29 protein-coding genes are annotated in these 25,319 nt (G+C 58.7%); 11 read left to right on the plus strand and 18 right to left on the minus strand.

Going from position 1 to position 25,319, the window contains the following annotated elements; genetic code table 11:
• Positions 1 to 19 precede the first annotated feature (19 nt).
• Positions 20 to 667 carry a dual specificity protein phosphatase family protein gene (locus LOY28_RS00415; protein ID WP_026286506.1) on the plus strand — a complete coding sequence of 216 codons (648 nt, stop codon included), beginning with the start codon at positions 20 to 22 and terminating at the stop codon, positions 665 to 667.
• A 46-nt stretch (positions 668 to 713) separates the two neighbouring features.
• On the opposite strand, the gene LOY28_RS00420 is transcribed toward LOY28_RS00415, so the two are convergent.
• Entirely contained in the window at positions 714 to 1,001 is a 288-nt protein-coding gene (locus LOY28_RS00420; RefSeq protein WP_064615693.1) for a YheV family putative zinc ribbon protein, read from the minus strand.
• Complete coding sequence (gene prlC / locus LOY28_RS00425; protein WP_258612910.1) at positions 998 to 3,049, minus strand: oligopeptidase A; 2,052 nt, start codon at positions 3,047 to 3,049, stop codon at positions 998 to 1,000. Before prlC ends, LOY28_RS00420 begins: the two co-directional genes overlap by 4 nt.
• A 101-nt stretch (positions 3,050 to 3,150) precedes the next feature.
• Between prlC and LOY28_RS00430 the strand changes: the two genes are divergently transcribed.
• The gene (locus LOY28_RS00430; protein ID WP_007940736.1) at positions 3,151 to 3,696 is read left to right on the plus strand and encodes a gamma carbonic anhydrase family protein; all 546 of its coding nucleotides are present in this window, start codon (positions 3,151 to 3,153) and stop codon (positions 3,694 to 3,696) included.
• Positions 3,697 to 3,741: 45 nt separating this feature from the next.
• On the plus strand, positions 3,742 to 4,392 hold the full coding sequence (locus LOY28_RS00435) for an HAD family hydrolase (RefSeq protein WP_086945262.1): 651 nt from the start codon (positions 3,742 to 3,744) through the stop codon (positions 4,390 to 4,392).
• A 38-nt stretch (positions 4,393 to 4,430) separates the two neighbouring features.
• Here LOY28_RS00435 and LOY28_RS00440 read toward each other — a convergent pair whose 3' ends face one another.
• Positions 4,431 to 5,522 carry an aminopeptidase gene (locus LOY28_RS00440; RefSeq protein WP_258612911.1) on the minus strand — a complete coding sequence of 364 codons (1,092 nt, stop codon included), beginning with the start codon at positions 5,520 to 5,522 and terminating at the stop codon, positions 4,431 to 4,433.
• 59 nt (positions 5,523 to 5,581) lie between these two features.
• On the opposite strand from LOY28_RS00440, the gene LOY28_RS00445 reads away from it, so the two are divergent.
• Positions 5,582 to 5,998, plus strand: coding sequence for a hypothetical protein (locus tag LOY28_RS00445; RefSeq protein ID WP_018927245.1), 417 nt, complete (start codon positions 5,582 to 5,584; stop codon positions 5,996 to 5,998).
• Positions 5,999 to 6,038: 40 nt separating this feature from the next.
• Complete coding sequence (locus LOY28_RS00450) at positions 6,039 to 6,458, plus strand: hypothetical protein (RefSeq protein WP_018927244.1); 420 nt, start codon at positions 6,039 to 6,041, stop codon at positions 6,456 to 6,458.
• 6 nt (positions 6,459 to 6,464) lie between these two features.
• Here LOY28_RS00450 and LOY28_RS00455 read toward each other — a convergent pair whose 3' ends face one another.
• Entirely contained in the window at positions 6,465 to 6,698 is a 234-nt protein-coding gene (locus LOY28_RS00455; protein WP_018927243.1) for a DUF1161 domain-containing protein, read from the minus strand.
• 178 nt (positions 6,699 to 6,876) lie between these two features.
• On the minus strand, positions 6,877 to 7,308 hold the full coding sequence (locus tag LOY28_RS00460) for an OsmC family protein (protein ID WP_008152515.1): 432 nt from the start codon (positions 7,306 to 7,308) through the stop codon (positions 6,877 to 6,879).
• Between the two features lie 238 nt (positions 7,309 to 7,546).
• On the opposite strand from LOY28_RS00460, the gene LOY28_RS00465 reads away from it, so the two are divergent.
• Positions 7,547 to 8,548, plus strand: coding sequence for an LLM class flavin-dependent oxidoreductase (locus LOY28_RS00465; RefSeq protein ID WP_258612912.1), 1,002 nt, complete (start codon positions 7,547 to 7,549; stop codon positions 8,546 to 8,548).
• A gap of 62 nt (positions 8,549 to 8,610) precedes the next feature.
• Here the strand turns inward: LOY28_RS00465 and LOY28_RS00470 are convergent, their stop codons facing one another.
• Together LOY28_RS00470 and LOY28_RS00475 are read right to left on the minus strand one after the other, a co-directional pair.
• Positions 8,611 to 8,835 carry a DUF1161 domain-containing protein gene (locus LOY28_RS00470; RefSeq protein WP_018927241.1) on the minus strand — a complete coding sequence of 75 codons (225 nt, stop codon included), beginning with the start codon at positions 8,833 to 8,835 and terminating at the stop codon, positions 8,611 to 8,613.
• Between the two features lie 126 nt (positions 8,836 to 8,961).
• Positions 8,962 to 9,177 (minus strand): dodecin, encoded by a 216-nt coding sequence (locus LOY28_RS00475; RefSeq protein ID WP_018927240.1) that lies wholly within the window; start codon positions 9,175 to 9,177, stop codon positions 8,962 to 8,964.
• A 156-nt stretch (positions 9,178 to 9,333) separates the two neighbouring features.
• On the opposite strand from LOY28_RS00475, the gene LOY28_RS00480 reads away from it, so the two are divergent.
• Complete coding sequence (locus LOY28_RS00480; protein WP_064615705.1) at positions 9,334 to 9,660, plus strand: YqjD family protein; 327 nt, start codon at positions 9,334 to 9,336, stop codon at positions 9,658 to 9,660.
• Here the strand turns inward: LOY28_RS00480 and LOY28_RS00485 are convergent.
• A complete protein-coding gene (locus tag LOY28_RS00485) occupies positions 9,657 to 10,550 on the minus strand; it encodes a LysR family transcriptional regulator (protein ID WP_258612913.1) in 894 nt (297 codons plus the stop codon). The genes LOY28_RS00480 and LOY28_RS00485 overlap by 4 nt on opposite strands.
• A 112-nt stretch (positions 10,551 to 10,662) precedes the next feature.
• Between LOY28_RS00485 and trpB the strand changes: the two genes are divergently transcribed.
• Both trpB and trpA read left to right on the plus strand, forming a co-directional pair.
• Positions 10,663 to 11,898 (plus strand): tryptophan synthase subunit beta, encoded by a 1,236-nt coding sequence (trpB, locus tag LOY28_RS00490; RefSeq protein ID WP_007940749.1) that lies wholly within the window; start codon positions 10,663 to 10,665, stop codon positions 11,896 to 11,898.
• Positions 11,898 to 12,710, plus strand: coding sequence for a tryptophan synthase subunit alpha (gene trpA / locus LOY28_RS00495; RefSeq protein WP_018927236.1), 813 nt, complete (start codon positions 11,898 to 11,900; stop codon positions 12,708 to 12,710). Before trpB ends, trpA begins: the two co-directional genes overlap by 1 nt.
• Positions 12,711 to 12,794: 84 nt before the next feature.
• On the opposite strand, the gene LOY28_RS00500 is transcribed toward trpA, so the two are convergent.
• From LOY28_RS00500 to LOY28_RS00545, 10 genes are all read right to left on the minus strand, one after another.
• Entirely contained in the window at positions 12,795 to 14,756 is a 1,962-nt protein-coding gene (locus LOY28_RS00500) for a DUF4105 domain-containing protein (protein WP_258612914.1), read from the minus strand.
• Complete coding sequence (locus LOY28_RS00505; RefSeq protein ID WP_018927234.1) at positions 14,753 to 15,073, minus strand: DUF2388 domain-containing protein; 321 nt, start codon at positions 15,071 to 15,073, stop codon at positions 14,753 to 14,755. Before LOY28_RS00505 ends, LOY28_RS00500 begins: the two co-directional genes overlap by 4 nt.
• A 27-nt stretch (positions 15,074 to 15,100) precedes the next feature.
• Entirely contained in the window at positions 15,101 to 15,418 is a 318-nt protein-coding gene (locus LOY28_RS00510; protein WP_018927233.1) for a DUF2388 domain-containing protein, read from the minus strand.
• Between the two features lie 107 nt (positions 15,419 to 15,525).
• On the minus strand, positions 15,526 to 15,843 hold the full coding sequence (locus LOY28_RS00515) for a DUF2388 domain-containing protein (protein WP_018927232.1): 318 nt from the start codon (positions 15,841 to 15,843) through the stop codon (positions 15,526 to 15,528).
• Between the two features lie 339 nt (positions 15,844 to 16,182).
• Complete coding sequence (locus tag LOY28_RS00520; protein ID WP_018927231.1) at positions 16,183 to 16,398, minus strand: DUF1127 domain-containing protein; 216 nt, start codon at positions 16,396 to 16,398, stop codon at positions 16,183 to 16,185.
• A 325-nt stretch (positions 16,399 to 16,723) separates the two neighbouring features.
• Complete coding sequence (locus LOY28_RS00525; RefSeq protein WP_258612915.1) at positions 16,724 to 18,217, minus strand: acetyl-CoA hydrolase/transferase family protein; 1,494 nt, start codon at positions 18,215 to 18,217, stop codon at positions 16,724 to 16,726.
• Positions 18,218 to 18,405: 188 nt separating this feature from the next.
• Entirely contained in the window at positions 18,406 to 19,854 is a 1,449-nt protein-coding gene (locus LOY28_RS00530) for an NAD(P)(+) transhydrogenase (Re/Si-specific) subunit beta (protein WP_018927229.1), read from the minus strand.
• Positions 19,854 to 20,177 (minus strand): NAD(P) transhydrogenase subunit alpha, encoded by a 324-nt coding sequence (locus LOY28_RS00535; RefSeq protein ID WP_003187010.1) that lies wholly within the window; start codon positions 20,175 to 20,177, stop codon positions 19,854 to 19,856. The genes LOY28_RS00530 and LOY28_RS00535 overlap by 1 nt, the downstream gene beginning before the upstream one ends.
• Before the next feature lie 15 nt (positions 20,178 to 20,192).
• Positions 20,193 to 21,314, minus strand: coding sequence for a Re/Si-specific NAD(P)(+) transhydrogenase subunit alpha (locus tag LOY28_RS00540; RefSeq protein WP_018927228.1), 1,122 nt, complete (start codon positions 21,312 to 21,314; stop codon positions 20,193 to 20,195).
• A gap of 434 nt (positions 21,315 to 21,748) precedes the next feature.
• A complete protein-coding gene (locus LOY28_RS00545; RefSeq protein ID WP_258612916.1) occupies positions 21,749 to 22,648 on the minus strand; it encodes a LysR family transcriptional regulator in 900 nt (299 codons plus the stop codon).
• 157 nt (positions 22,649 to 22,805) lie between these two features.
• Here LOY28_RS00545 and LOY28_RS00550 point away from each other — a divergent pair, with 157 nt between their 5' ends.
• A complete protein-coding gene (locus LOY28_RS00550; protein WP_018927226.1) occupies positions 22,806 to 23,987 on the plus strand; it encodes an acyl-CoA dehydrogenase in 1,182 nt (393 codons plus the stop codon).
• 13 nt (positions 23,988 to 24,000) lie between these two features.
• Entirely contained in the window at positions 24,001 to 25,221 is a 1,221-nt protein-coding gene (locus LOY28_RS00555; protein ID WP_258612917.1) for a CaiB/BaiF CoA-transferase family protein, read from the plus strand.
• The last annotated feature ends 98 nt before the right edge of the window (positions 25,222 to 25,319 follow it).

The following is a 25,319-nucleotide window of genomic DNA, read 5'->3' on the forward strand; positions in this document are numbered from 1 at the left end:
ACTTCACGGTCGCCTGAGCATGTCCCTACTGCGCCTTCTACCTGCGACGCTTCTTTTGTCGCTGGCCGCACTTTTCAACCTGACGCTGGCCCACGCTGACGACGCTGCTCTATCCCGGCCTGCGGACTGGGCTCAATCGGTGGAGGTTCAGTACAACCTCTATCAGATGTCCCCGACCCTCTATCGCAGTGCGTTGCCGGACAAGGGGGCGGTGCCGTTGCTGGAAAAACTCAAGGTCGCCACCGTCATCAACTTCCTGCCTGAACCGGACTCGAGCTGGTTGTCAAAACCCGGAATCACCCAGATACAACTGCCCTACCGCACCAATCATGTGGATGACAGTGATGTGCTCAAGGCCCTTCGCACGATTCAGAGCGCGGAGGCCAAAGGGCCTGTGCTCATGCACTGCAAACACGGCTCGGATCGCACCGGCCTGATGGCGGCGATGTACCGTGTGGTGGTGCAGGGCTGGAGTAAGGAAGATGCGCTGAGTGAAATGACTCAGGGCGGTTTTGGCGATAGCACCCACTTCAAGGACGGCATTCGCTACATGATGCAGGCCGATGTCGACAAACTTCGTACGGCGCTGGCCAATGGTGATTGCAGCACAAGTCCGTTTGCCATGTGTTCGATGAAGAGTTGGTTCAACTCGGCCCATGTCGAGTAAGTAACACCTTCCACTGCGTTGCGCAGTGGAAGGTGTTTTTCGATACTCAGTGTTGCTCGTCAGGCTTTTTCTTCAGCTTCGGGTTCGGGAAAAACTGCACGGCCTGAACCTTGGCGTCCGGCACCTTGGGTGCCGAGGTGTTAACCCGGGTGCCCAATTCCTTGGGCACCGACAGACCTTGTTCATTCAGCGTGTCGGAATAACCGCAGGCCACGCACTCGCGATGCGGAACGGTATCTTCGTTCCACATCATCAATTTGTCCGGCTCGCTACAGGCCGGGCAGACCGCCCCGGCGATAAAGCGTTTTTTGGTAATCACAGGTCCCTCACTCATGCTGCCGCGTCCTCGGTCAGGCCGCTGTGGCGCAAGAGTGCGTCAATCGATGGCGCACGGCCACGGAAGTCGACGAACAGCACCATCGGTTCCTGGGAACCACCTCGTGCCAGGATCGCTTCGCGGAAGGCACGACCGGTCTGGGCATTGAGCACGCCGTCTTCTTCGAACTTCGAGAAGGCATCGGCCGACAATACTTCAGCCCACTTGTAGCTGTAGTAACCCGCCGCGTAGCCACCGGCGAAGATGTGGGCGAAGCTGTTGGGGAAACGGTTGTAGGCCGGTGGACGCATGACCGAAACCTCATCACGTACCCCTTCGAGCACTTGCAGCACGCTGCGGCCGTCGCCGTGAGTGGCGTGCAACTCGAAGTCGAACAGCGAGAACTCCAGTTGGCGGACCATCATCAGGCCGGACTGGAAGTTCTTCGCCGCGAGCATTTTCTCCAGCAGATCCTGAGGCAACGGTTCGCCGGTTTCGTAGTGACCGGAAATCAGTGCCAGACCTTCCGGCTCCCAGCACCAGTTTTCCATGAACTGGCTTGGCAGCTCGACCGCATCCCAGGCCACGCCGTTGATGCCGGATACGCCAGCGTGCTCGACACGGGTCAGCAGGTGATGCAGGCCGTGACCGAATTCATGGAACAGGGTGGTCACTTCGTCGTGGGTCAGCAGGGCTGGTTTACCGCTGTCGGCCGGGGTGAAGTTGCACACCAGGTTCGCTACCGGGCTTTGCAGCACACCATTGATTGTACGGCGGTGATCGCGGGCGCCGTCCATCCAGGCACCGCCACGCTTGTTGGCGCGGGCATAGAGGTCGAAGAAGAAGCGGCCGACGTGCTGGCCGTTTTCCTTGATTTCGAACAGGCGAACGTCCGGGTGCCAGGTATCGAAGCCTTTCAGCTCGGCGATCTCGATGCCGTACAGCCGCTGGACGATGGCGAACAGCCCACCCAGAACCTTGTCGATCGGGAAGTACGCGCGAAGGGTTTCCTGGGCAACGCTGTAGCGCTGCTCACGAAGTTTTTCACCGTAGAAACCGCTGTCCCAGCTTTGCAGGTCCGGGCAACCCTGTTCGGCGGCGTAGGCCTTGAGCTGCTCCAGATCCCGGACGGCGAACGGCTTGCTGCGCTTGGCCAGGTCGCGTAGGAAGCTGAGTACCTGATCGCTGGATTCGGCCATTTTGGTCGCCAGGCTCAGCTCCGAGAAGCTGGTGAAACCCAACAGTTTTGCCAGTTCCTGACGCAGGTCGAGGATTTCTTCCATGACCGGGCCGTTATCGTTCTGACCGGCATTCGGACCTTGGTCCGACGCACGGGTGCAGTAGGCGGCGTAGACTTCTTCGCGCAGGGCGCGGTCCTGGGCGTAGGTCATCACCGCGTAGTAACTCGGGAATTCCAGGGTGATCAGCCAGCCGTCGAGGTCTTTGGCTTGCGCGGCGGCGGCCATCTGCGCCTTGGCCGAATCGGTCAGGCCAGCGAGGGCGGCTTCGTCAGTGATGTGCTTGGTCCAGGCCTGAGTGGCGTCGAGCAACTGGTTGGAGAAGCGACTGCCCAGCTCCGACAGTTTGCTCTGCACGTCGGCATAACGCTTTTGTTCGGCTTCAGGCAGGTCGATACCCGACAGGCGGAAGTCACGCAGGGCGTGCTCCAGGATGGTTTTCTGCGCCACGTCGAAACCGGCGGCCTCAGGACTGTTCGCCAGCGCTTCATAGGCCTGAAACAGTTCACGGTTCTGGCCCAGCTCGGTGGCGTAGGTGCTCAGGGCCGGCAGGCAGGACTCGTAAGCCTCGCGCAACTCAGCGCTGTTGCACACGGCATTGAGGTGGCTGACCGGGCTCCAGGCGGCGCCCAGACGATCGTTGAGTTCGTCCATCGCCAGCACCAGGCCGGCCCAGGTCGGTTGTTTGGCCTGGGTCTTGAGGATTTCGACAATGGCGGCGCGGTTGTCAGCCAGGATTTTTTCAATGGCCGGTTGCACGTGTTCGGCACGGATCGCCGAGAACGGCGGCAGGTCGTAGGACTGCAGAAGAGGGTTGTTCACGCTCACGGTTGGCACCTTGGCTGGAAAACATGCGGGAAGAAACATGCGCCCATCTTAATTACAATCGACGTTCACCGCAGCTATCGGCAACAGAGAGAAACCCTATCGTGACCCTTCGCAAGTATCAGAACTACACGCCGCTGCTGGGCAAAGGCGCTTTTGTCGACGGCTCGGCAGTGGTGATCGGCGACGTCGAAATCGGCGAAGACAGCTCCGTCTGGCCGCTGACGGTGATCCGCGGCGACATGCATCGCATCCGGATCGGTGCGCGCACCAGCGTGCAGGACGGCTGCGTGTTGCACATCACCCATGCAGGGCCATTCAACCCCGATGGCTTTCCGTTACTGATCGGCGACGATGTGACCATCGCGCATAAAGTCATGCTTCATGGTTGCGCCGTGGGCAACCGGATTCTGATCGGCATGGGCAGCATCGTCATGGACGGTGCGGTGGTCGAGGACGATGTGATCATCGGCGCCGGTAGCCTGGTGCCACCGGGTAAGCGCCTGGAAAGCGGTTTCCTTTATGTCGGGAGCCCGGTGAAGCAGATCCGGCCGCTGACGGACAAGGAAAAAGCCTTTTTCACCTACAGTGCAGCGAATTACGTGAAGCTCAAGGATCTGCATCTGGCCGAAGGCTACGACCAGCTCTAAGCCGCTTGATAACGGAAAGCGTCTCGCTATTGCTCAGGAATTTCCATGCATTACCAAACCGTACTGTTCGACCTCGATGGCACGCTGACCGACCCGCGCGAAGGCATCACCCGCTCCATCCAGTTCGCCCTGAGCAAACTGGGTATCGATGAACCGGACCTGACCAGGCTCGAACATTTCATTGGCCCGCCATTGTTGCAGGCGTTCATGCAGTTCTATGACTTCGACGAACCCAAGGCCTGGGAGGCAGTGAACTTCTATCGTGAACGCTTCAAGGTCACCGGCCTGTATGAAAACCGCGTGTTCGACGGCGTCACGCCTCTACTGGAAACCCTCGGTGGCCAAGGGCGGCAGCTGTACATCGCGACCTCCAAGCCGTGGGTTTTCGCCCGGGAAATTGCCCGGCACTTCGACTTCGCCAAGCATTTCAAGATGATTTATGGCAGTGAGCTGGATGGCACGCGGACCAACAAGGTCGAGCTGATTGCACACTTGATGGCCGAAGAGGGTCTCGACCCGGCCAATACGCTGATGATCGGCGACCGTAAGCACGACCTGATCGGTGCCCGCAGCAATGGGCTGGACGCGGCAGCGGTGGGTTATGGGTTTGGCAGCCGGGAAGAGTTGAGCGCCGAAGCACCGGCGTATCACTTCGAGACGCTGGATGAGTTGCATCAGGCGTTTTTGCAGCGCTGATCAAATCCCTTCGCGGGCAAGCCCGCGAAGGGGCCCGTTCAGCCACCGGAATTCGCTGATCCTGCCAACGCCCTCAACGCCGCCTTGCGCTCCCCAACCGGCAACGTGCCTACCTTCTCCACTGCCGCATAAAACCTCACCCAATCACCATCGACCTGCCTGAACAGTGCGGTAAACGCTGGCACCCACTGGTCATACAAACCAAACGGCAATAATCGGGCGTTGTTCATCGGGGCGTTGATCCATGCATCGTAGCGATTGTTGCCAGCCCATTGGCTGTCACGCAGGGTCCTGTACTCACGGCGCAGTTGTTCGAACTCGGCCGCTTTTCGCTCACGCATTTGGTCGGCCGGCAGCGGTAGGGCGTAAAGCCGTTCAAGCCGGGTGCGGGTGTCCAGAATCAATTGGATGAACTGGTCGCGTTGGCGTACCAACGCTCCATTGTCCGGCGGCATGTCTCGGAATGCGCGCCATTGGCGAGTGCCTTCCTGTTCGACGAACGTGGCGAAGGACTCGTTGAACTCGGTGTCGTCTTTCACATAAAAACGTTGGTGCGCGAGTTCGTGGAATATCAGCGTCGCCAACCGCTCGTCGCCCCACGCCATCATCGAGCTAATAATCGGATCGTTGAACCAACCGAGCGTCGAATAGGCCTCGACGCCGCCGATCGACACGTCCATACCTTGCAGGCGTTGCAAGGCGGCCTCACCGCGAGCAGCGCTCTGACTGTAAAAACCGCGATAAGCGACGCAGCCGGCGACGGGGAAGCAATGGTTCTGCGGCTTCAGCGAAAACTCCGGCGTGGCGAAGACATTCCAGACTACAAACGGTCGGCCGATGTCGGCGTACAAGCGGTAGCTCTGGTTGTCCGGCAGATGCAGGTGTTGGCTGGCGAACGTTCGGGCCTTTTGTGACTGGGCCAGGTGCGCACGCAATTGCCGATCGCGGTCGGGGTCGGCAATCACATTGGCAATCGGCTCCCGGGCCCGCAGCAAGTGCAGCTGACCACTGGCCAATTGGCCGTAATAGCTGACGCTCGCGCAGCCATTGAGCGACAAAAGAAAAACACCCGGAAACAAAATGCGTAAAACGCGATCAAGTAACCCAAGGCTTGTACGCGGCCTGATCAAAATAAAAAAATCCCTGGAAAGTCTGCCCGCAAGACTATCCCGCCTATTGGAGCTCCGCTATGCGCAAATTGATGCTGACGGGAGGCCTGCTGATGCTGGCCGGCTGTGCCGGATTGCCCACCCCTGATCCTTCGCAGGCCTGGATCGATCTTGATCCATTACAACAAGACGCCGCGCTGCAAGCGCTGAAAGTCGATGACAAGGCGTCCATCGACAAGCGCTACTTCCAGGTGCAGCCCGGCAGCCATGAGCTGAAGGTTCGCTATTTGTTCGCGGTCCAGCCGACCAACATTGGCCCCGATGCCGAGCCGTTGTGGCGCGACTGCCAGTTGAATGTGAAATTCAAGGACTTCAACGCCGGGCAGCGGTATCAGCTGCAAGCGGGGAATATCGGCTTTCGGCCGTGGGCAAAGCTTTATGATCAGCAGCGAAAAGTGATTGGGCAGGGTAAGCCAGCGGGCTGCCAACGCACCTGATCGGCGCTATGCTGAATGATCAGTCCTTGGGATATTCATCATGCGCAGGTTGTTGCTGTTGCTCGCTGCAGGTGCCTTTGTCGGCTGCACGAGTCCGTTGCCGGCGGTCAATCCGCAGATGGCCTGGGTCGACTTCGCTACGCCAGTTCCCGGCGGGAAACTGCTGATGGCCGATCGTCTGGACAACCAGCGGTTGAGCGATGGCCGTTACTTTCAGGTCACCCCGGGTAGTCATGAGCTCAGGGTACGTTTTGACTTTGAAGTGTTTGGCGGAGGGCCGGGGTTGCTGAACACTCCTCTGGAGCGAATATGCTACCTGACCATCAATTACGACCATTTCGAGGCCGGCCAGCGTTATCTGTTGGAGGCTCGCTCCATAGCGTTCACCCCCAGCGCCCGGCTGTATAACGCCAAGCGGGAGATTGTCGCCGAAGATCGCGAGAGCTACTGCCTCATGTGAGGCGAATCAACGGTCATTTTTTTGGTAGATGATTTTCTTCGTGCCGCCGTCGCACGTGCCGACCACCATATTCTGATCGTGCACTTCGTCGTTGGTGACGATTTCCAGGGTGTAGGACGAGACGTTATTGGCCTGGATCTTGGCTTCGATCTCAGCCTTGAGTTCCTCACACGATTTGGTTACCGCGAGAGCCGATGTGGCCAGCGTGCAACAGATAACCGCCAAGGCAAAACGTTTCATGGTTGAAGCTCCCTTGAGGCAGCGCGCACGGTGATGCGCTAAAGCTGCTGTCATTTATTCGACCACAATTACGCCAGCCATGTTTTGTTCCAACGCAAAAAAAGATCGCAGCTTTCGACAGCGCCTACCGATCAATCAATAATCCAGGCGCTGCCGACGGCTGCGATCTTTTATCGGTTTAGCTGACCAACGTCGCATCCAGGCTGATTTTCGCATTCAGCACCTTGGACACCGGGCAGCCCTCTTTGGCCTTGTTGCTCAATTCCTCGAATTGCGCCTGGGTCGCCCCAGGGATTTTCGCCTTGAGGATCAGTTTCACTGCGGTGATTGCAAAGCCGCCGTCCACCTGGTCCAGAGTGACTTCGGCATTGGTGTCGATGCTGTCGGCCTTGAGGCCGGCATCGCCGAGAATCATTGAAAATGCCATGGAGAAACAACCCGCGTGGGCCGCACCGATCAACTCTTCCGGATTGGTGCCTTTACCGCCTTCGAAACGGGCCTTGAAGCCGTAAGGGGCTTCTCTGAGTACGCCGGTTTCCGTGGAGATTGAGCCGATGCCAGTTTTCAGGTCACCTTCCCAATGAGCCGATGCTTTCTTTGTGATAGCCATGTCTGCCTCCTCAAGATCCGGTGCGAAACGTCGCGCCTTCGTGGTTTTCGGTTACCAGGGTTCTGAGGATAGACCGTCAGGCAAAGTTCACCTCATCTGATCAGTCCTCTAATCGTGCAGGAATTTTGTCTCTTCTATTGAAACTCGGGTATATGCCCTCATTGCATAGAACACGCTTATAGCCTCGGCAGGTTTTCGTTGGTGAAAAAACCTGCTTACCCATTGGAGAAGCAGGTTTATGAAACGACTGTCTGAGATCAAGTTTTCGACCCTCGATCTGGTGCCCGTGCGCGAGAACGGCAGTGCGGCCCAGTCTCTGCGCAATTCCCTGGACCTGGCGCAGCACGTCGAAAAATTCGGCTACAACCGCTTTTGGGTCGCCGAACACCACAATATGGACGGGATCGCCAGCTCGGCGACCTCGGTCCTGCTGGGCTATCTGGCCGGTGGCACTTCGACCATTCGTGTCGGCTCGGGGGGCGTGATGTTGCCCAACCATGCGCCGCTGGTGATCGCCGAGCAGTTCGGCACCCTTGAAAGCCTGTATCCAGGCCGGATCGACCTAGGCCTGGGGCGCGCGCCCGGCTCCGATCAAATGACCGCCCGCGCCTTGCGTCGCGAGCGTTCCGGCAGCGCCGACGATTTCCCGGAAGACGTGGCCGAGTTGATGCGCTACCTCGGCCCACGCACGCCGGATCAGCGGATCATTGCCATGCCGGGTACCGGCACCAATGTCCCGGTCTGGTTGTTGGGTTCGAGCCTGTTCAGTGCGCAGCTGGCCGGTGAGCGCGGATTGCCCTACGCCTTCGCTTCACATTTCGCACCGCGCTTCATGCATGAAGCGATTCGCGTCTACCGCAACCACTTCAAGCCATCAGCGGTGTTGGATAAGCCTTACGTGATGCTCGGTGTGCCGCTGGTGGCGGCAGACACCGACGAGCAGGCCGATTACCTGGCCACTTCGGTGTACCAGCGGATTCTTGCGTTGATGCGTGGCCAGAGCCTGGTGCAACGCCCACCCGTGAAGACCATGGACGGCCTGTGGCTGCCCCATGAGAAAGAAGCGGTCGGTGATTTCCTAGGGCTGGCGATGGTCGGCAGCCCGCAGAAAATCCGCGCCAAGCTTGAGGTGCTGACCGAACAGACCCAGGCGGATGAACTGATTTTCACCTGTGACCTGTATGAACATGCCGATCGCGTGCACTCCTATGAACTGTTGGCGCAGGTCATGAAGGGCTGACACTTAAACGGCATCCACAAAAAGCCGACGCCATGGCGTCGGCTTTTCGTTATTGAGGGAAGTCAGCCCTGTTTGTAAACGATTACCTTGGAGCCCTTCTCGCATTTCCCGACGACTTTTCCACCGGCAGCAGTGCCTTTGTCGACGATCTCCAGCGTGTAATTGGAAACACCCTTGGCGTCCAGTTTTGCAGCAATTTCGGCTTTCAGCTCTTCACACGACTTGACCTGGGCAAAGGCTGTTCCCGCAAGGCTCAACAAACCTACCGCCAGAATAAACTTCTTCATGGGTTGCACTCCTTGGTCGGATCAATAGAGGGAGGGCATCCTGTTACCGGATGCGCTCATTCTGTAGCGCTTTGCTGTTTCCTATGGCATTCAGTCGTCGCGCAAGTTCAGACGGCTGGCTCAAACTCAGCTGCTGGCAATCCGGAACCCGACTTTGAGTGTCACCTGGAAGTGTGCAGCTTTGCCGTCCTTGATATGCCCGCGAGTTTCGGTCACTTCAAACCATTCCATGTACTTGAGGCTTTTGTTGGCTTCGGCCAAGGCATTGTTGATGGCGTCTTCAATGCTGCTGGTGGACGAGCCAACCAGTTCGACTTTCTTGTAGGTGTGATGGTCAGACATGGCGTTCTCCTTGAGGTGTGAAATACAGCCTAGCAGTGATTTTTCTTATTTCTTCTGTCGACCAATCCGTAGTGACGTTCAGATTTACTGCACTTTCTCGAACCCCTGAAGTCCCAACCAACACACGTCACTCATCAACAATGCAGGAGAGCCATCATGGCCAACACGTCGTTACGCAACGCCTCATTGCAAAGCATGGAAGCCGAGATCGAGAGTCTGTTGAAATCGTTGGAAAGCTTGAAGGACGACGCCTCGGACGAGTCGCGTAAAACTATCAAGACGTTGAAAAGCAACGCCGAGAACGCGCTGAAACACTCACGCCATCTGCTCACCGATGCTTATGAAGAGGTTAAGGTCAAAACCCGTGAAACCGGGATCGCGACTCGTGACTACGCCCAGGAGCACCCTTGGACTACAGCCGGTGTTGCCGTTGGTGCGCTGGGATTGCTTGCGGCCTATTTATTGTTCAAGCGCGGTCATTAAGGTGTCTGGCGCAGTTCGTCTTTAAGCCACTGCGCCAACTGCCGAGCGCGCCCGTCCGCGGCGCGCTTGGGGAGCCACAACGCCAGTTGCGCCGGGGTTTCACGGAAGCCCCATGGCGCAACCAGGCGACCGGCCTTCACGTCTTCGGCCACCAGCGGCTCGGGCGCGATGGCCACGCCCAGCCCGGCCACTGCCGCTTCCAGCAAATAATACAAATGCTCGAAGCCCTGACCGTACTTCAGCGCCTTGTCGTCGAGGCCGCTTTGCTGTGCCCAGATCGGCCAGGCTTGCGGACGTGAGGTGGTGTGCAGCAAGGGTTCGCTCAACAGTGTGCTTGCTGGTGCGTTTCGTAGCCTTTCGTAGCCGGCAAATCGCGGGCTCATGACCGGGCCGATGCGTTCGCTCACCAACTCGTAGACCTGCATATCCGCCGGCCACGGCGGCTCGGCAAACACCAGCAGGGCATCCAGACCGGGCCGTCGTGGATCGAGATCGCCTTCGCCAGCCGACAGGTGCAAGCGCAGATCCGGCAGGTCCGCATTCAGGCGCCCCAAACGCGGAATGAACCAGCGCGCCAAAAGACTGCCCGAGCAGCCGAGCACGAACGGCGCATCGGCGGTGCTTTGGGTCAGCTCGGCGCAAACGCTGCGCAAACGCTCGAAGGCTTCGCCGCTGGCATCGCGCAATCGAACGCCGGCATCTGTGAGTTTAAGGCCGCGTCCATCCTTGATGAACAGGCTCACGCCGAGGTGTTCCTCCAGTACCTTGAGTTGCCGGCTGACCGCGCCATGGGTGACGTGCAGCTGTTCGGCAGCCTGACTGACGCTGTTCAGGCGGGCAGTGGCTTCGAAGGCGCGAAGCGCGTTCAGCGGGGGGAGGTCATGGCTCATGGGATCTGTGAGTTTTCCTGACAGGTTGCGGCGATCTTATCGGTTTTCAGCGTGGGATGTCAGGGGTAGAGTGAACCCCATCGTCACCTCTCGAATACAACTGGAGCGACCCATGACCCAGACTAATCTGCGCAACGGCCCCGACGCCAACGGCCTGTTTGGCGCGTTCGGTGGCCGTTACGTCGCCGAAACCCTGATGCCGTTGATCCTCGATCTGGCCCGTGAATACGAAGCAGCCAAGGAAGATCCGGCATTCAAAGAAGAATTGGCCTACTTCCAGCGTGATTACGTCGGACGCCCAAGCCCACTGTATTTCGCCGAGCGCCTGACAGAGTTTTGCGGTGGCGCGAAAATTTACCTCAAGCGCGAAGAGCTGAACCACACCGGCGCGCACAAGATCAACAACTGCATCGGCCAGATCCTGCTGGCGCGGCGCATGGGCAAGAAACGCATCATCGCCGAGACCGGCGCCGGCATGCACGGCGTGGCGACCGCCACCGTGGCCGCGCGTTTCGGCCTCGATTGCGTGATCTACATGGGTACCACTGACATCGAACGTCAGCAAGCCAACGTGTTTCGCATGAAGCTGCTGGGCGCCGAAGTGATCCCGGTAGTCGCGGGCACCGGCACCCTCAAAGACGCAATGAACGAAGCCCTGCGTGACTGGGTGACCAACGTCGACAGCACTTTCTACCTGATAGGCACCGTGGCCGGTCCGCACCCGTACCCGGCCATGGTTCGCGACTTCCAGGCCGTCATCGGCAAGGAAACCCGCGAGCAGTTGCAAGCCCAGGAAGGTCGTCTGCCAGACAGCCTGGTGGCGTGCATCGGCGGCGGTTCCAATGCCATGGGCCTGTTCCACCCGTTCCTCGATGACAAGAGCGTCGAGATCATCGGCGTCGAAGCGGCCGGTTACGGCATCGAAACCGGCAAGCACGCGGCCAGCCTGAACGGTGGCGTACCAGGCGTGCTGCACGGTAACCGTACGTTCCTGTTGCAGGACGATGATGGCCAGATCATTGACGCGCACTCGATTTCAGCCGGTCTCGACTATCCAGGCATCGGCCCTGAACACGCCTGGTTGCATGACATCGGCCGCGTCCAGTACACCTCGGTGACCGACGACGAAGCCCTCGACGCATTCCATAAGTGCTGCCGCCTGGAAGGGATTATTCCTGCACTGGAAAGCGCCCATGCCCTGGCCGAAGTGTTCAAGCGCGCACCGACCCTGCCGAAAGATCACCTGATGGTGGTCAACCTGTCCGGCCGTGGCGACAAAGACATGCAAACCGTGATGCACCACATGGAAAACTCTCAACAAGTGCAGTCCAAGCAGGAGAAACACTGATGAGCCGCCTGCAAACGCGTTTTGCCGAACTCAAGGAACAGAACCGCGCCGCCCTGGTGACCTTCGTGACCGCCGGCGACCCAAGCTATGACACGTCCCTGGCGATCCTCAAAGGCTTGCCCGGTGCCGGCGCCGACGTGATCGAGTTGGGCATGCCCTTCACTGATCCGATGGCCGATGGTCCGGCGATCCAGTTGGCCAACATTCGTGCCTTGGGCGCCAAGCAGAACCTGGCGAAAACCCTGCAAATGGTTCGCGAGTTCCGCAAAGGCAACAGCGAGACTCCGCTGGTGTTGATGGGTTACTTCAACCCGATTCACATGTACGGCGTGCCGCGTTTCATCGCTGAAGCCAAAGAAGCCGGTGTCGATGGCCTGATCGTGGTCGACATGCCGCCAGAACATAACGCTGAATTGTGCGACCCGGCACAGGCGGCGGGCCTGGACTTCATCCGTCTGACCACTCCGACGACTGACGATGGGCGTCTGCCGACCGTACTGAATGGCAGTTCCGGATTTGTTTACTACGTGTCTGTGGCGGGTGTGACCGGTGCGGGCGCGGCGACTCTGGAACATGTCGAAGAGGCCGTCACCCGTCTGCGTCGCCATACCGATCTGCCGATCAGCATCGGCTTCGGTATTCGCACACCGGAACAGGCAGCGGCAATCGCGCGTCTGGCTGATGGTGTGGTGGTGGGGTCGGCGCTGATTGATCACATCGCCAACGCCTCGACCCCTGATCAGGCTGTGGAGGGCGTACTCAGCCTGTGCGCGGCCTTGTCCGACGGCGTGCGTAAAGCGCGGGTCAGCTGAAAGTAAGAGAGGAATTAGTGCCTCGCGGCACAGCACATACAGCAAGACCGAGGGCTTCAGGACGTTCTGAAGCCCTTTTTGCTTTCAGGGCAACTCCAACCCACCCGCAGCCTTGTGCAACTTCCTCAAATGTTCGCCAACCTGTTTCAGGTTCTCTTCGTTGGCGGCCATTTCAGCAGTGCGGCTTGGCTCGAGCAGCGCTCGCACTTCCTTGTCGAGGTCTCCGGTCAGCACTTGAAGCTGCTTCTGACGCAGATTGCTTTCCGACTCCAGGCGTGTCCACTCGTTCGGCTGCGGCAAACCATAGCCACCGGTGCCGAGCAGTTCGGCCGGACGGCTGAGGAAGCCACTGTTGGCGAGAATCTGCTTCAAGGTCGCGTTGGCCTTATCCATGCTGCCGTTGTTCAATTCCTGAGCGCCCAGATAGCGTTGCTTCACTTCGTCCTGGGCCAATACTAATTGTTGGCGGAAGCTCGCCTGCTCCAGTAACAGCAATGCCGCGCTGGTGCGCAGGTCCGCCTGGTCAATCCATTTGCGGCGCTCATCAGCTTTCAATGCCAGCCAGTCTTCGACCTTTTCCTGCTTGATCGGCAAGTGCTTTTTCAGCACCTCGAACATCGCTTGATAACGCTCGCGGAAGGAGTCGAAGCGATAGCCCAGGCGTAACGCTTCGCGAGGGTCGTCGAGCACGCTGGTATCCGCCAGTCCGCGGCTCTTGAGTACTTCCAGCAAGCCGTTGGGCATGATGCTGTCGAGCCCTGTCAGCTGGGCATTATTGCTGCCGCTGCGCAGCAGCTTCAGGCTTTCCACGGCGCAGTTGTTGGACAGGAAGAAGTAATTGCCGTCGTAACTCCAGTGCATCTCGGCGGCGTGTTCCACCACGTCTTCGATCTCGCTGCGCGACAGGTTCAGCGGTACCGAGGCCAGGCTGCGCAGTTCGGTCTTGGTGTATTCGTCGATCACCTGGGCCAGCGGCAACACAAACAGGCGCGATGGATATTTGCCCACCAGCCCATCCCAACTCGACAACTGTACGTCGCCGACGAAGGCGCGGTAGGACAGCACCAGATGTTGATCCAGATCGAGGCGGCAATCCGGCCCGCGAGGCCGACCGGGCGCGCAGATCACCAGTCGCAGCATGCTGTGACCCCAGCGGCTGACCCAGTTCTGGTTGGCTTCTGCCAGCAGATAGTCGACGGCATACACCCGTTCCGGATCGACCTGGCCCAAGGGCTGTTTGGCGAAATCGTTACCCGCATTGAGGAAGGCGAATGATCGGGCGCAGGTGTCTTTGGCGGCGGGCGCCCAGCCGAAGTGTTCTTTGTAGTAGCGATACAGCGCAGGGCGACGGCAGGCATAGCTTGGGTCGAGGAGGAAGTACTCCATGTTGACCGCGACGAACTCCTTCGGGCTGCTCGTCTCGTAGATGTCCGGGCTGCGGGCAATCTGCCGGTTATGCTGTTCGCGCTCACCGCGCCGACCGACGTATTGCGGCCAGCCGGCCAGATCGAGCAGGCGAGGGTCGTCGCTGAGGGTCCAGCGTCGGTCGGTCTGTCCGCGGCACTGATCCGGGATGCCGATCAGTCCGGAGCTGCTGTTACGTTGTGTGCAGCGCTGGATCAGTGTGCGCTCGGCGTCCGGCCACAGGCGTGCGCGGTCGTAGATGTGGGTGAGCTCGTGCAACACCGTGGCGAGCAGTTCCTGACGCACGGTGCCGTGGGGGCGATAGGTTTTTTTGGTCGCGGCGCTGCCGTCGGTGAGGCTGGCGAGCAGGTTGCGATTCAGGTCGAGCTCGGACACCAGTGATGCCTGGCCATAGGCATTGCTCGGCATGTTGTCGGTCCAGCCGACATCGATGTGCCGGTCCAGCTGCTCGATGAAGCGTGGCGGTAACGCCTGCATGGCTTCATCGAGCAGCGCCTGACTGGCCTGCTGTTGCGCGGGGCTCAGGCCGTCGGTCTTGAGCCGTAATTGCAGGCCGGCCTGGGCCGTGTTGCCAAGCAGCAACACAACCCCGGCCAGCAGCCAGGTGCTTAGTGATTTCACAGTGCGAGGATGGCTTCGGCGAGGACCTGATCACTGGCGTCGCGGGCTTCCGGTACGCGGGTGCGCAAGGTGTCGAAGGCCGCCTCCAGGTGTGCACCACGGATTTCACCCTCGCTGGCGACGAAACTGGCCGCATCGTCGTGGGCTTCACGGACGATCTTCGAATCGCGGATGGACGTGGTGGTATCGGAAGTGAAATCAAGCGTGCGCTGGGAGGCACGAATGATCATGTTACTGGTGGCTACCAGGGTGTGGGCCTGGGCCACGTCGGCCAACAACAGCAGGCCAAGGGTGGCAGCAATCAGCGGGCTACGCATGGAGTGACTCCGGAGAAACAAGGATAACTATTGGACGAGAATTGCCTGCGCCAGTTCAAGGTCGCTGGCATGAAGTTTTGGCTGGGTCCGGCGCAGGTAGATCAAGGCCGATTCCAGTTGTGCTCCTCGCAGTTGGCCGTCACTGGCGATGAACGCTGCAGCGTCATCCCGGGCGGCGATCAGCATTTTATGGTCGAAGGGCGCGGAGGTCACCATGCTGGTGGCGTAACCACTGGCTACGGTGCCTTGTGTAGACAGGTTGAAAGCGTCGAAGGCATGGGCCGAGCCCGACCAGCAGGCCGCGAGAAAAACCGGAGTGATCAACAGGCTTGAAAGAAAACGCATGAGGCTCGATAGCTGAAAGCGAGCCCCAAGGCTAGCGCAATGCCCGGGCTAGAGCCAGCGCCGAAACATTGGGACACGACGGGCGTGTCCCGGTTCAGCGCAGTTGCCTAGATCGTCAGGATGGCCTGGGCCAGTTGTGCGTCGGTCGCATTCAGTTGTGGAGCCTGTTGGCGGATATGGTTGAGCGCGCTTTCCAGTTTCACGCCACGGATGGCACCGTCACTGGCAACGAAGCTGGCGGCATCGTCACGGGCAGCACGGACGATTTTGTTGTCGCGGAAGGAGGACGAGACATCCGAAGTCGCGTCGGAGGAAGCTTTCAGGCCATTAACGATGGAGTCGGTGGTCACGATAAAACTGGAGGCGTGGGCATTGGCAGCCATGGCAAGCAGGGCTGCAGCGCTGAGCAGGCGAAGGGGGGACATGAGGTAGCTCCTTTGGATAGACCGATAGAGAGGTGGCAAAGGATCAGACGCCTATCGTCTTAAAGCGTTCGCCACGTTTTATACAGATATTAGGCCTGCGTACATCGGTTAGAACAGTCCCGCTTGTTCATGCAGGCGAGCGCAGACACGCTTAGAATAAACTGTACTGGTTGTTTTTATATATTTAAAACTGTCACTGTCGGTGATTTTCTCTTCTGTACGCCCCCAATATGAAGCCCTAAAACGACAAAACCCGTCGTGGTTTCCCACGACGGGTTCTGTTTGTTCAATTCGGGTTGCTGGCGGTGGACCCGGTGGGTCAGAGCCAGCGACGCTAACTTAGCGCCAGAACGGCTTGCTCAGCTCTTCGTAGCGTTGTGCTTCGCTAATCCCGGCGTCAGCCAGCAGACGCGAATCCAGGCGAGCCAGTTGATGGCGGCTGGAGATGCGGCGCTGCCACAGCATCAGGTTGGCGATAACGCGCAAAGGCAGGGAAGCCTGGGTTTTTGCAGCAGTGTCTTCGAAGAACAGCTCGGAACTGAGTGTACGTTCCATGGTTGACATCCTTCCGCTTATGGCGGGATTAGGTAGTGGTTTAACTTTGACTGATGCCAATGATCCTCTCGTTTGGCCAGTCTCTGTAGATACAGTTCACCTGTATTGTGAGAGACCAGTTAACTGTTAAACGGTGGTGTACTGGTCTAAATTGAAGCAACTGTACCTATCAGCACCATTGTGGTGCATTTATAGGGGTTAGGCTGGAAAAGGTAGGCAATTACGGTAGAAAAAGACCGGTACAGCAGTACAGTTTTTGATTGAAAAGAATGCTGCAACAGCGAGCTGACGAAACTGTGTTTGCGTCAGCTGCTATCTGTATCAATTACACCGCCAGCATGCGCCCGGTTTCTTCCAGGTTTATGTGCCAGCTCAGTGCGTCACGCAGGATATGCGGGGTATGCCCGCCGACTGCGCAAGCAGCAGTGAAGTAGTCATTCAGGGCCTGGCGATAGTCCGGGTGAACACAGTTATCGATAATGACGCGGGCCCGCTCGCGCGGGGCCAGGCCACGGAGGTCGGCCAGGCCGATCTCGGTCACGAGAATATCGACGTCATGTTCTGTGTGGTCGACGTGGCTGACCATGGGGACCACGCTGGAAATCGCCCCGCCCTTGGCGATCGACTTGGTGACAAAAATCGCCAGGTGCGCATTGCGCGCGAAGTCGCCCGAGCCGCCGATGCCATTCATCATCCGCGTGCCGCAGACGTGAGTGGAGTTGACGTTGCCGTACAGGTCGAACTCCAGCGCGGTGTTGATGCCGATGATGCCCAGGCGCCGCACTACTTCGGGGTGATTGGAGATTTCCTGGGGGCGCAGCACCAGCTTGTCCTTATAGTGCTCCAGATTCCCGAATACATCGGCATTGCGCCGGCTCGGCAGGGTGATCGAACTGCCCGAAGCGAAGCTCAACTTGCCAGCGTCGATCAAATCGAAAGTCGAATCCTGCAGCACTTCGGAGTACATGGTCAGGTCTTCGAATGGCGAGTCGATCAAGCCGCACATCACCGCGTTGGCGATACTGCCAATACCGGCTTGCAGCGGGCCGAGTTTGTTGGTCATGCGACCGGCAGCCACTTCTTGCTTGAAGAAGTCGATCAGGTGGTCGGCGATGGCCTGGGTGTCCACATCCGGCGGCAGCACAGTAGAGGGCGAGTCGGATTGATTAGTGATCACGATCGCGACGATTTTTTCCGGCGGTATCGGGATGGCAGTGCTGCCGATACGGTCATCGACCTTCACCAGTGGAATCGGCGTGCGGGTCGGCCGGTAGGTAGGGATATAGATGTCGTGCAAGCCTTCGAGATTCGGGTTGTGCGCCAGATTGATCTCGACGATCACGTGTTTGGCGAAAATCGCGAAGCTGGCCGAGTTGCCCACCGAGGTGGTCGGCACGATATGGCCCTGCTCGGTGATCGCCACGGCTTCGATCACCGCGATGTCCGGCAGCTTGAGTTGCTGGTTACGCAGCTGCTCTACGGTTTCCGACAGGTGCTGGTCGATGAACATGACTTCGCCGGCATTGATCGCCTTGCGCAGAGTGCTGTCCACCTGGAACGGCATGCGTCGCGACAGTACGCCGGCTTCAGTCAGCTGTTTGTCGAGGTCGTTGCCCAGGCTGGCGCCGGTCATCAAGCTTATTTTCAGCGGCGTGACCTTGGCGCGCTCGGCCAGTGCATGAGGCACGGCCTTGGCTTCGCCGGCTCGGGTAAAGCCGCTCATGCCGACGGTCATGCCGTCCTGAATCAGAGCGGCAGCGTCGGCGGCGCTCATTACCTTGTCCAACAATGAAGGCAAGCGAATACGGTCACGGTACATGATTGTTATCTCGGGCAACGGAAGCAAGGTGCGCAGTCTAGTGAATTCGAGCGGTGCCCGTCCCGCTACCAAGGTCGCATTCGGGGCGTCTATTCCGGTGCTTTCAAGCAAAACACCTTTGCAGGATCGGTAACAGACGCAAACAAAAACGCCCCGACGAGTCGGGGCGTTCAGGTTGCCGAAGGGTTTTACTCGACGGCTTTAACCATGTCTTCGATGACTTTCTTGGCATCGCCGAAAACCATCATGGTCTTGTCCAGATAGAACAACTCGTTGTCCAGGCCGGCATAGCCGCTGGCCATCGAGCGCTTGTTGACGATGATGGTCTTGGCCTTGAACGCTTCGAGAATCGGCATGCCGGCAATCGGCGATTTCGGGTCGTTCTTGGCTGCCGGGTTCACCACGTCGTTGGCGCCGAGCACCAGCACCACGTCGGCCTGGCCGAACTCGGAGTTGATGTCTTCCATCTCGAACACCTGGTCGTAAGGCACTTCGGCCTCGGCCAGCAATACGTTCATGTGGCCAGGCATCCGGCCGGCAACCGGGTGAATCGCATACTTCACGGTTACGCCGCGGTGGCTCAGTTTCTCGGTCAGCTCTTTCAAGGCGTGCTGCGCCCGTGCTACCGCCAGGCCATAGCCTGGAACGATGATCACGGTGTCGGCGTTGGTCAGCAGGAAGGTGGCGTCATCAGCCGAACCGGATTTCACCGGACGGGCTTCTTTGGAGCCCGCCGGGCCAGCATCCGCGGTGTTGCCGAAGCCGCCGAGCAGTACGTTGAAGAACGAACGGTTCATCGCCTTGCACATGATGTACGAGAGGATCGCACCGCTTGAGCCCACCAGCGAGCCGGCAATGATCAGCATCGAGTTGTTCAGCGAGAAGCCGATACCCGCTGCCGCCCAACCGGAGTAGCTGTTGAGCATCGACACCACGACGGGCATGTCGGCGCCGCCGATCGGGATGATGATCAGCACGCCCATCACGAAGGCCAGGATCAGCATCAGGGCAAAGGCGCTGAAGTTGCCGGTCAGCATGAACGTGACACCCAGTGCCAGCGTCGCCAGACCCAGCAGCAGGTTCAGTTTGTGCTGACCGCTGAACTGTACTGGTGCGCCCTGGAACAGGCGGAACTTGTACTTGCCCGACAGCTTGCCAAACGCGATCACCGAACCGGAGAAGGTGATTGCACCGATGGCCGCGCCGAGGAACAGCTCCAGACGGTTACCCGCCGGAATCGAATCGCCCAGATGTTTAACGATGCCCAACGACTGCGGCTCGACGACGGCTGCAATGGCGATGAACACCGCTGCCAGACCGATCATGCTGTGCATGAAGGCGACCAGCTCCGGCATTTTGGTCATTTCAACGCGCTTGGCCATGATCGAACCGGCGGTACCGCCGGCCAGCAGACCGACGATGACGTAGCCGATGCCGGCGGTAGCACCGCCTTGCTCAATAGAGAGCGCCGCCAGCTTATAGATGAGACCGATGGTGGTGAGGATCGCCAAGGCCATGCCGAGCATGCCGTACACGTTGCCGCGCCGCGACGTGGTCGGGTGCGACAGGCCTTTGAGGGCCTGGATGAAGCAGATCGACGCGATCAGGTACAGCGTCGTTACCAGGTTCATGCTCATTACTTGGGCGCCTCTTCTTTTACGGCTTTCGGGGCTTTTTTCTTGAACATCTCAAGCATGCGACGGGTGACCAGGAAACCACCGAACACATTCACGGCCGCCAGAGCCACCGCCAGGGTGCCCATGGTTTTGCCCAATGGTGTTACGGTCAAAGCAGCCGCCAGCATCGCGCCGACGATCACAATCGCCGAAATGGCGTTGGTCACCGCCATCAATGGCGTGTGCAGTGCAGGTGTAACGTTCCAGACCACGTGATAACCGACATAAATCGCCAGCACGAAGATGATCAGGTTGTAGATACCGGGGGAGATAAGCTCTTCCATCGTCTGAATCCCTGCTTAGGCGTTTTTGCGGATGACTTGGCCGTCGCGGCACATCAGGCACGCGGCGACGATGTCGTCTTCTAGGTTCACTTCGAACTGGCCTTCCTTGTTGAAGACCAGCTTCAGGAAGTCCAGCAGGTTGCGTGCGTACAGCGCCGAAGCGTCTGCCGCCACCGCACCGGCCAGATTGGTCGGGCCGACAATGGTCACGCCATTCGAGACCACGACCTGGTCCGCCACGGTCAGCGGGCAGTTGCCGCCCTGCGCTGCGGCGAGGTCGACAACCACCGAGCCTGGCTTCATCTGCGCCACGGTTTCGGCGCTGAGCAGCGTCGGCGCCTTGCGACCCGGGATCAGTGCCGTGGTGATGACGATGTCAGCCTGCTTGGCGCGTTCGTGTACGGCCAGGGCCTGACGCTGCATCCAGCTGGCCGGCATGGGGCGCGCATAGCCGCCGACGCCGACGGCGCATTCGCGCTCTTCATCGGTTTCGTACGGCACGTCGACGAATTTCGCACCCAGGGATTCAATTTGCTCCTTCACCGCAGGACGCACATCGGACGCTTCGATCACGGCACCCAGACGTTTTGCCGTGGCAATCGCCTGCAAACCGGCCACACCGGCACCGAGAATCAGCACGCGCGCCGCTTTCACAGTGCCCGCGGCGGTCATCAACATCGGCATGAAGCGTGGGTAGTAGTGAGCGGCCAGCAGCACGGATTTATAGCCGGCGATGTTCGCTTGGGAGGACAGCACATCCAGGCTCTGGGCGCGGGAGGTGCGTGGCGCAGCTTCCAGCGCAAACGCGGTAATGCCGCATTCGGCCAGTTTGGCGATGGTTTCATTGCTGAACGGGTTGAGCATGCCGACCACTACGGTGCCGCTCTTGATCAGCGTCAGTTCGCTGTCGCTGGGGGCGACCACCTTGAGAATCAGCTCGGCACCAAACGCATCGTTGGCGCTGCCAATGGTTGCGCCTGCCGCTTCATAAGCACTGTCGACAACGCTGGCGTTAATGCCGGCGCCGCTTTGTACAGTGACCTTATGACCCTGGCCGATCAGCTTCTTGATGGTTTCCGGGGTTGCAGCAACCCGTGTTTCACCCGTCTGGGTTTCGAGAGGAACACCAATGTGCACGTCAAATCTCCTGCGTGATCTTATTGAGTAAACCCAGGCACTTCGGATGGTGCGGCTGGGGCGGCCGATCAGCACGACCCCACCAAATCAGGGCGGGGCGCGGCATTTTGCAGGCGAACTTTGTGCCCTTCAAGGGATTATGACGGGTGACGGAAAATTAACTACAAGTCACCCCGTGACCGAATGTCGCACCTTTCCGTTAAATCCCTTGCAGGCCGTGGCTTCTAAGGATTTTTGCCAAAATTCAAGAATTTACACATCCGCACGGTGAATAGGTTGTCATTGCCTGCCAATAGAGGCTCAAAGCCACGTACTCAAACGCTTGTGGGACGTTTGTGCTGTTTGTCGGTACAGTCTGTCAATATGCGACAAATACTTATATCTGTAGTGCTTTTGTTTTGCTGACTACGCGGTCAGCTAATGGCTATGAGCCTTTATCCTTCTAGGTTGTAGCTGTGTGCCTGATTCACCAGCCAATCGCGAAATGCCTTTAAAGAGGCTGATTCGACCTTTCGATCAGGAATCATCAGGTAGTAGGCCTTGATGCTCGATAGTGCTTGGGTATTGGCAATGACCAGACGCTTCTCTGCTAATTCGTGCTGAATCAGGAATGGCGGAATCAGCGCGATCCCCATGTCATGCATCGCTGCCTGGGCGAGCATGGAGAATAGCTCGTAACGCGGCCCTGTCATGTCTCGCGGGATATTCAGGTTCTGGGAGTTGAACCATTGGCGCCAGGCATAAGGGCGAGTGGTCTGTTGTAGCAAGGGCAGCTCGGCGATTTCACCGGGGCTCAGGTTGGTTTTTTGGCCCAGCAGCGTGGGGCTGCACACCGGCATCGGGTTCTCGCCCATTAACCTGTGGGATTCGGTACCTGGCCAGTCAGCGTCGCCGAAATAAATGGCGGCATCGAAGTCGGTGTCGGCAAACAGGAAGGGGCGCGTACGGTTGGTGAGGTTGACCGTCACCTCCGGGTGTTTGTGTTGGAAATCCTTGAGTCGTGGCAGCAGCCACTGAGTGCCGAAGGTCGGAACCACCGCCAGTTCGATCGAGTTGGCGCCTTGCTGGCCCATCACTGACAAGGTGTCCCGTTCAACCGCGTCGAGTTGGGTGGCCACCCTGCGACTGTAGGAAAGCCCGGCTTCTGTCAGCTTCACTCCGCGCCGTGAACGCCGGAACAGCTCGACATTGAGGAACTCCTCGAGGCTGGCTATCTGTCGGCAAATCGCTCCCTGAGTGAGAGAAAGCTCCTGGGCAGCCTTGGTAAAGCTCTCGTGGCGCGCTGCCGCTTCAAAGCTGATCAGGGCTGTTGTGCTGGGGATCTTCCTGCGCATGTACGTCAACCTCACTAATGCATTGCATAAAGGCGATTTTGCAACGTTTCGAAGTGAGAAATTAGCACAACAGTATGCGAAAACCTCGTTTGCCGGGACGCCGAACCCGGCCTAGGATCAATCCACGTTATTTGACCCGATTCGAGAGGACTCACTCATGGGCGGTAAAGCTAGCTTCAACTGGATCGATCCCCTGTTGCTGGATCAACAGCTCACTGAAGAAGAACGCATGATTCGCGACACGGCCGAGCAGTTTGCTCAGCAGAAGCTCGCACCGCGTGTTCTCGAAGCTTTCCGTCATGAGAAGACTGACCCGGCGATCTTCCGTGAGATGGGTGAGGTGGGTCTGCTGGGTGCGACCATCCCTGAGCAATACGGTGGCAGCGGCCTGAACTATGTCAGCTACGGCCTGATTGCCCGTGAGGTCGAACGTGTCGACTCCGGCTATCGCTCGATGATGAGTGTGCAGTCTTCGCTGGTCATGGTTCCGATCAATGAATTCGGTACCGAAGCACAGAAGCAGAAATACCTGCCGAAGCTGGCCACGGGTGAATGGATTGGTTGCTTCGGTCTGACCGAGCCCAACCACGGTTCCGACCCGGGCGCGATGATTACTCGTGCACGCAAAGTGGAAGGTGGCTACAGCCTCACCGGCAGCAAGATGTGGATCACCAACAGTCCGATCGCTGATGTATTCGTGGTTTGGGCCAAGGACGACGCGGGCGACATTCGTGGTTTTGTGCTTGAGAAGGGCTGGAAAGGTCTGAGCGCTCCGGCGATACACGGCAAGGTCGGCTTACGTGCGTCCATCACCGGCGAGATCGTCATGGATAACGTGTTTGTTCCTGAAGAGAACATCTTCCCGGATGTCCGTGGTTTGAAGGGCCCTTTTACCTGCCTTAACTCGGCGCGTTACGGCATTTCCTGGGGTGCACTGGGCGCTGCCGAGTTCTGCTGGCACACCGCTCGCCAGTACACCCTGGATCGTCAGCAATTTGGTCGTCCATTGGCGGCCACTCAGTTGATTCAGAAGAAGCTGGCCGACATGCAGACCGAAATCACTCTGGCGCTGCAAGGCTGCCTGCGTCTGGGGCGTATGAAAGATGAAGGTACTGCTGCGGTCGAGATCACTTCGATGATGAAGCGCAACTCCTGCGGCAAGTCCCTCGACATCGCTCGCATGGCGCGCGACATGCTGGGTGGCAACGGTATCTCCGATGAGTTCGGTGTGGCTCGCCACCTGGTCAACCTGGAAGTGGTGAACACCTATGAAGGTACGCATGACGTCCATGCGCTGATCCTCGGTCGCGCGCAGACCGGCCTCCAGGCGTTCTATTAATAGGAGAACGGCCATGGGCGCGCTTTCGCATCTACGGGTACTGGATTTGTCGCGGGTGCTCGCCGGGCCTTGGGCCGGGCAGATTCTTGCGGACCTTGGCGCTGACGTCATCAAGGTCGAGCGCCCGGGTAATGGCGATGACACGCGTGCCTGGGGGCCTCCGTTCCTTAAGGACGCTTATGGCGAGAACACCAGCGAGGCGGCTTATTACTTGTCCGCCAACCGCAACAAGCAATCGGTGACCATCGACTTCACGCGACCAGAGGGGCAGCGGCTGGTGCGTGAGTTGGCGGCGAAGTCGGATATCCTCATCGAGAACTTCAAGGTCGGTGGTCTTGCGGCATATGGGCTGGACTACGAGTCGCTAAAGGTGGCCAATCCGAAGCTGATCTATTGCTCGATCACCGGGTTCGGTCAGACCGGCCCGTATGCCAAGCGTGCGGGTTATGACTTCATGATCCAGGGCTTGGGCGGTCTGATGAGTTTGACCGGTCGCTCCGAAGGAGATGAAGGTGCAGGCCCGGTGAAAGTTGGCGTGGCGCTGACAGACATTCTGACTGGACTCTATTCAACGGTAGCGATCCTGGCTGCGCTGGCTCATCGGGATCATGGTGGCGGCGGTCAGCACATTGATATGGCATTGCTGGACGTTCAGGTGGCGTGTCTGGCGAACCAGGCGATGAACTACCTGACTACGGGCATTGCGCCTAAGCGCCTGGGCAACGCCCATCCGAATATCGTGCCTTATCAGGACTTCCCTACAGCCGATGGCGACTTCATCCTTACCGTGGGTAATGATGGGCAGTTCCGCAAATTTGCGGAGGTGGCCGGGCAGCCGCAGTGGGCGGATGATCCGCGTTTTGCGACCAATAAGTTAAGGGTGGCAAATCGGGCGGTGCTGATCCCGCTGATCCGCCAGGCGACCGTGTTCAAGACCACTGCTGAATGGGTGACGCAGTTGGAGCAGGCAGGCGTGCCGTGTGGGCCGATCAATGATTTGGCCCAGGTGTTTGCGGACCCTCAGGTTCAGGCTCGAGGGTTGGCTATTGAGCTGCCTCATGCTTTGGCCGGGATCGTACCTCAAGTTGCGAGCCCGATACGCCTGTCCGAGACGCCAGTGGAGTACCGTAGCGCACCTCCTTTATTGGGTGAGCACACACTGGAGGTTTTGCAGCGGGTATTGGGTCTGGATGCCGGTGCAGTCGCTGCTTTCAAAGAGGCGGGGGTGCTCTGAAGTCCTCTTCTATATAGAGGGAGTGGTTTTGCTCTCCTCTATAGAAGGAAAACGGGCGGTTTTCCGGCTTTCTGCAAGCTATTGATAGAAAAGCCAAA

The sequence above is a fragment of the Pseudomonas sp. B21-017 genome (assembly GCF_024749245.1).
In the GTDB taxonomy this organism is placed as follows: domain Bacteria; phylum Pseudomonadota; class Gammaproteobacteria; order Pseudomonadales; family Pseudomonadaceae; genus Aquipseudomonas.

Excerpts from the sequence above, each read along its gene's own strand:
- LOY28_RS00415 (WP_026286506.1), top strand. The coding sequence starts at position 20 with ATGTCCCTACTGCGCCTTCTACCTGCGACGCTTCTTTTGTCGCTGGCC.
- LOY28_RS00420 (WP_064615693.1), bottom strand. The coding sequence starts at position 1,001 with ATGAGTGAGGGACCTGTGATTACCAAAAAACGCTTTATCGCCGGGGCG.
- LOY28_RS00435 (WP_086945262.1), top strand. The coding sequence starts at position 3,742 with ATGCATTACCAAACCGTACTGTTCGACCTCGATGGCACGCTGACCGAC.
- LOY28_RS00445 (WP_018927245.1), top strand. The coding sequence starts at position 5,582 with ATGCGCAAATTGATGCTGACGGGAGGCCTGCTGATGCTGGCCGGCTGT.
- LOY28_RS00450 (WP_018927244.1), top strand. The coding sequence starts at position 6,039 with ATGCGCAGGTTGTTGCTGTTGCTCGCTGCAGGTGCCTTTGTCGGCTGC.
- LOY28_RS00455 (WP_018927243.1), bottom strand. The coding sequence starts at position 6,698 with ATGAAACGTTTTGCCTTGGCGGTTATCTGTTGCACGCTGGCCACATCG.
- LOY28_RS00460 (WP_008152515.1), bottom strand. The coding sequence starts at position 7,308 with ATGGCTATCACAAAGAAAGCATCGGCTCATTGGGAAGGTGACCTGAAA.
- LOY28_RS00465 (WP_258612912.1), top strand. The coding sequence starts at position 7,547 with ATGAAACGACTGTCTGAGATCAAGTTTTCGACCCTCGATCTGGTGCCC.
- LOY28_RS00470 (WP_018927241.1), bottom strand. The coding sequence starts at position 8,835 with ATGAAGAAGTTTATTCTGGCGGTAGGTTTGTTGAGCCTTGCGGGAACA.
- LOY28_RS00475 (WP_018927240.1), bottom strand. The coding sequence starts at position 9,177 with ATGTCTGACCATCACACCTACAAGAAAGTCGAACTGGTTGGCTCGTCC.
- LOY28_RS00480 (WP_064615705.1), top strand. The coding sequence starts at position 9,334 with ATGGCCAACACGTCGTTACGCAACGCCTCATTGCAAAGCATGGAAGCC.
- LOY28_RS00485 (WP_258612913.1), bottom strand. The coding sequence starts at position 10,550 with ATGAGCCATGACCTCCCCCCGCTGAACGCGCTTCGCGCCTTCGAAGCC.
- trpB (WP_007940749.1), top strand. The coding sequence starts at position 10,663 with ATGACCCAGACTAATCTGCGCAACGGCCCCGACGCCAACGGCCTGTTT.
- trpA (WP_018927236.1), top strand. The coding sequence starts at position 11,898 with ATGAGCCGCCTGCAAACGCGTTTTGCCGAACTCAAGGAACAGAACCGC.
- LOY28_RS00505 (WP_018927234.1), bottom strand. The coding sequence starts at position 15,073 with ATGCGTAGCCCGCTGATTGCTGCCACCCTTGGCCTGCTGTTGTTGGCC.
- LOY28_RS00510 (WP_018927233.1), bottom strand. The coding sequence starts at position 15,418 with ATGCGTTTTCTTTCAAGCCTGTTGATCACTCCGGTTTTTCTCGCGGCC.
- LOY28_RS00515 (WP_018927232.1), bottom strand. The coding sequence starts at position 15,843 with ATGTCCCCCCTTCGCCTGCTCAGCGCTGCAGCCCTGCTTGCCATGGCT.
- LOY28_RS00520 (WP_018927231.1), bottom strand. The coding sequence starts at position 16,398 with ATGGAACGTACACTCAGTTCCGAGCTGTTCTTCGAAGACACTGCTGCA.
- LOY28_RS00525 (WP_258612915.1), bottom strand. The coding sequence starts at position 18,217 with ATGTACCGTGACCGTATTCGCTTGCCTTCATTGTTGGACAAGGTAATG.
- LOY28_RS00530 (WP_018927229.1), bottom strand. The coding sequence starts at position 19,854 with ATGAGCATGAACCTGGTAACGACGCTGTACCTGATCGCGTCGATCTGC.
- LOY28_RS00535 (WP_003187010.1), bottom strand. The coding sequence starts at position 20,177 with ATGGAAGAGCTTATCTCCCCCGGTATCTACAACCTGATCATCTTCGTG.
- LOY28_RS00545 (WP_258612916.1), bottom strand. The coding sequence starts at position 22,648 with ATGCGCAGGAAGATCCCCAGCACAACAGCCCTGATCAGCTTTGAAGCG.
- LOY28_RS00550 (WP_018927226.1), top strand. The coding sequence starts at position 22,806 with ATGGGCGGTAAAGCTAGCTTCAACTGGATCGATCCCCTGTTGCTGGAT.
- LOY28_RS00555 (WP_258612917.1), top strand. The coding sequence starts at position 24,001 with ATGGGCGCGCTTTCGCATCTACGGGTACTGGATTTGTCGCGGGTGCTC.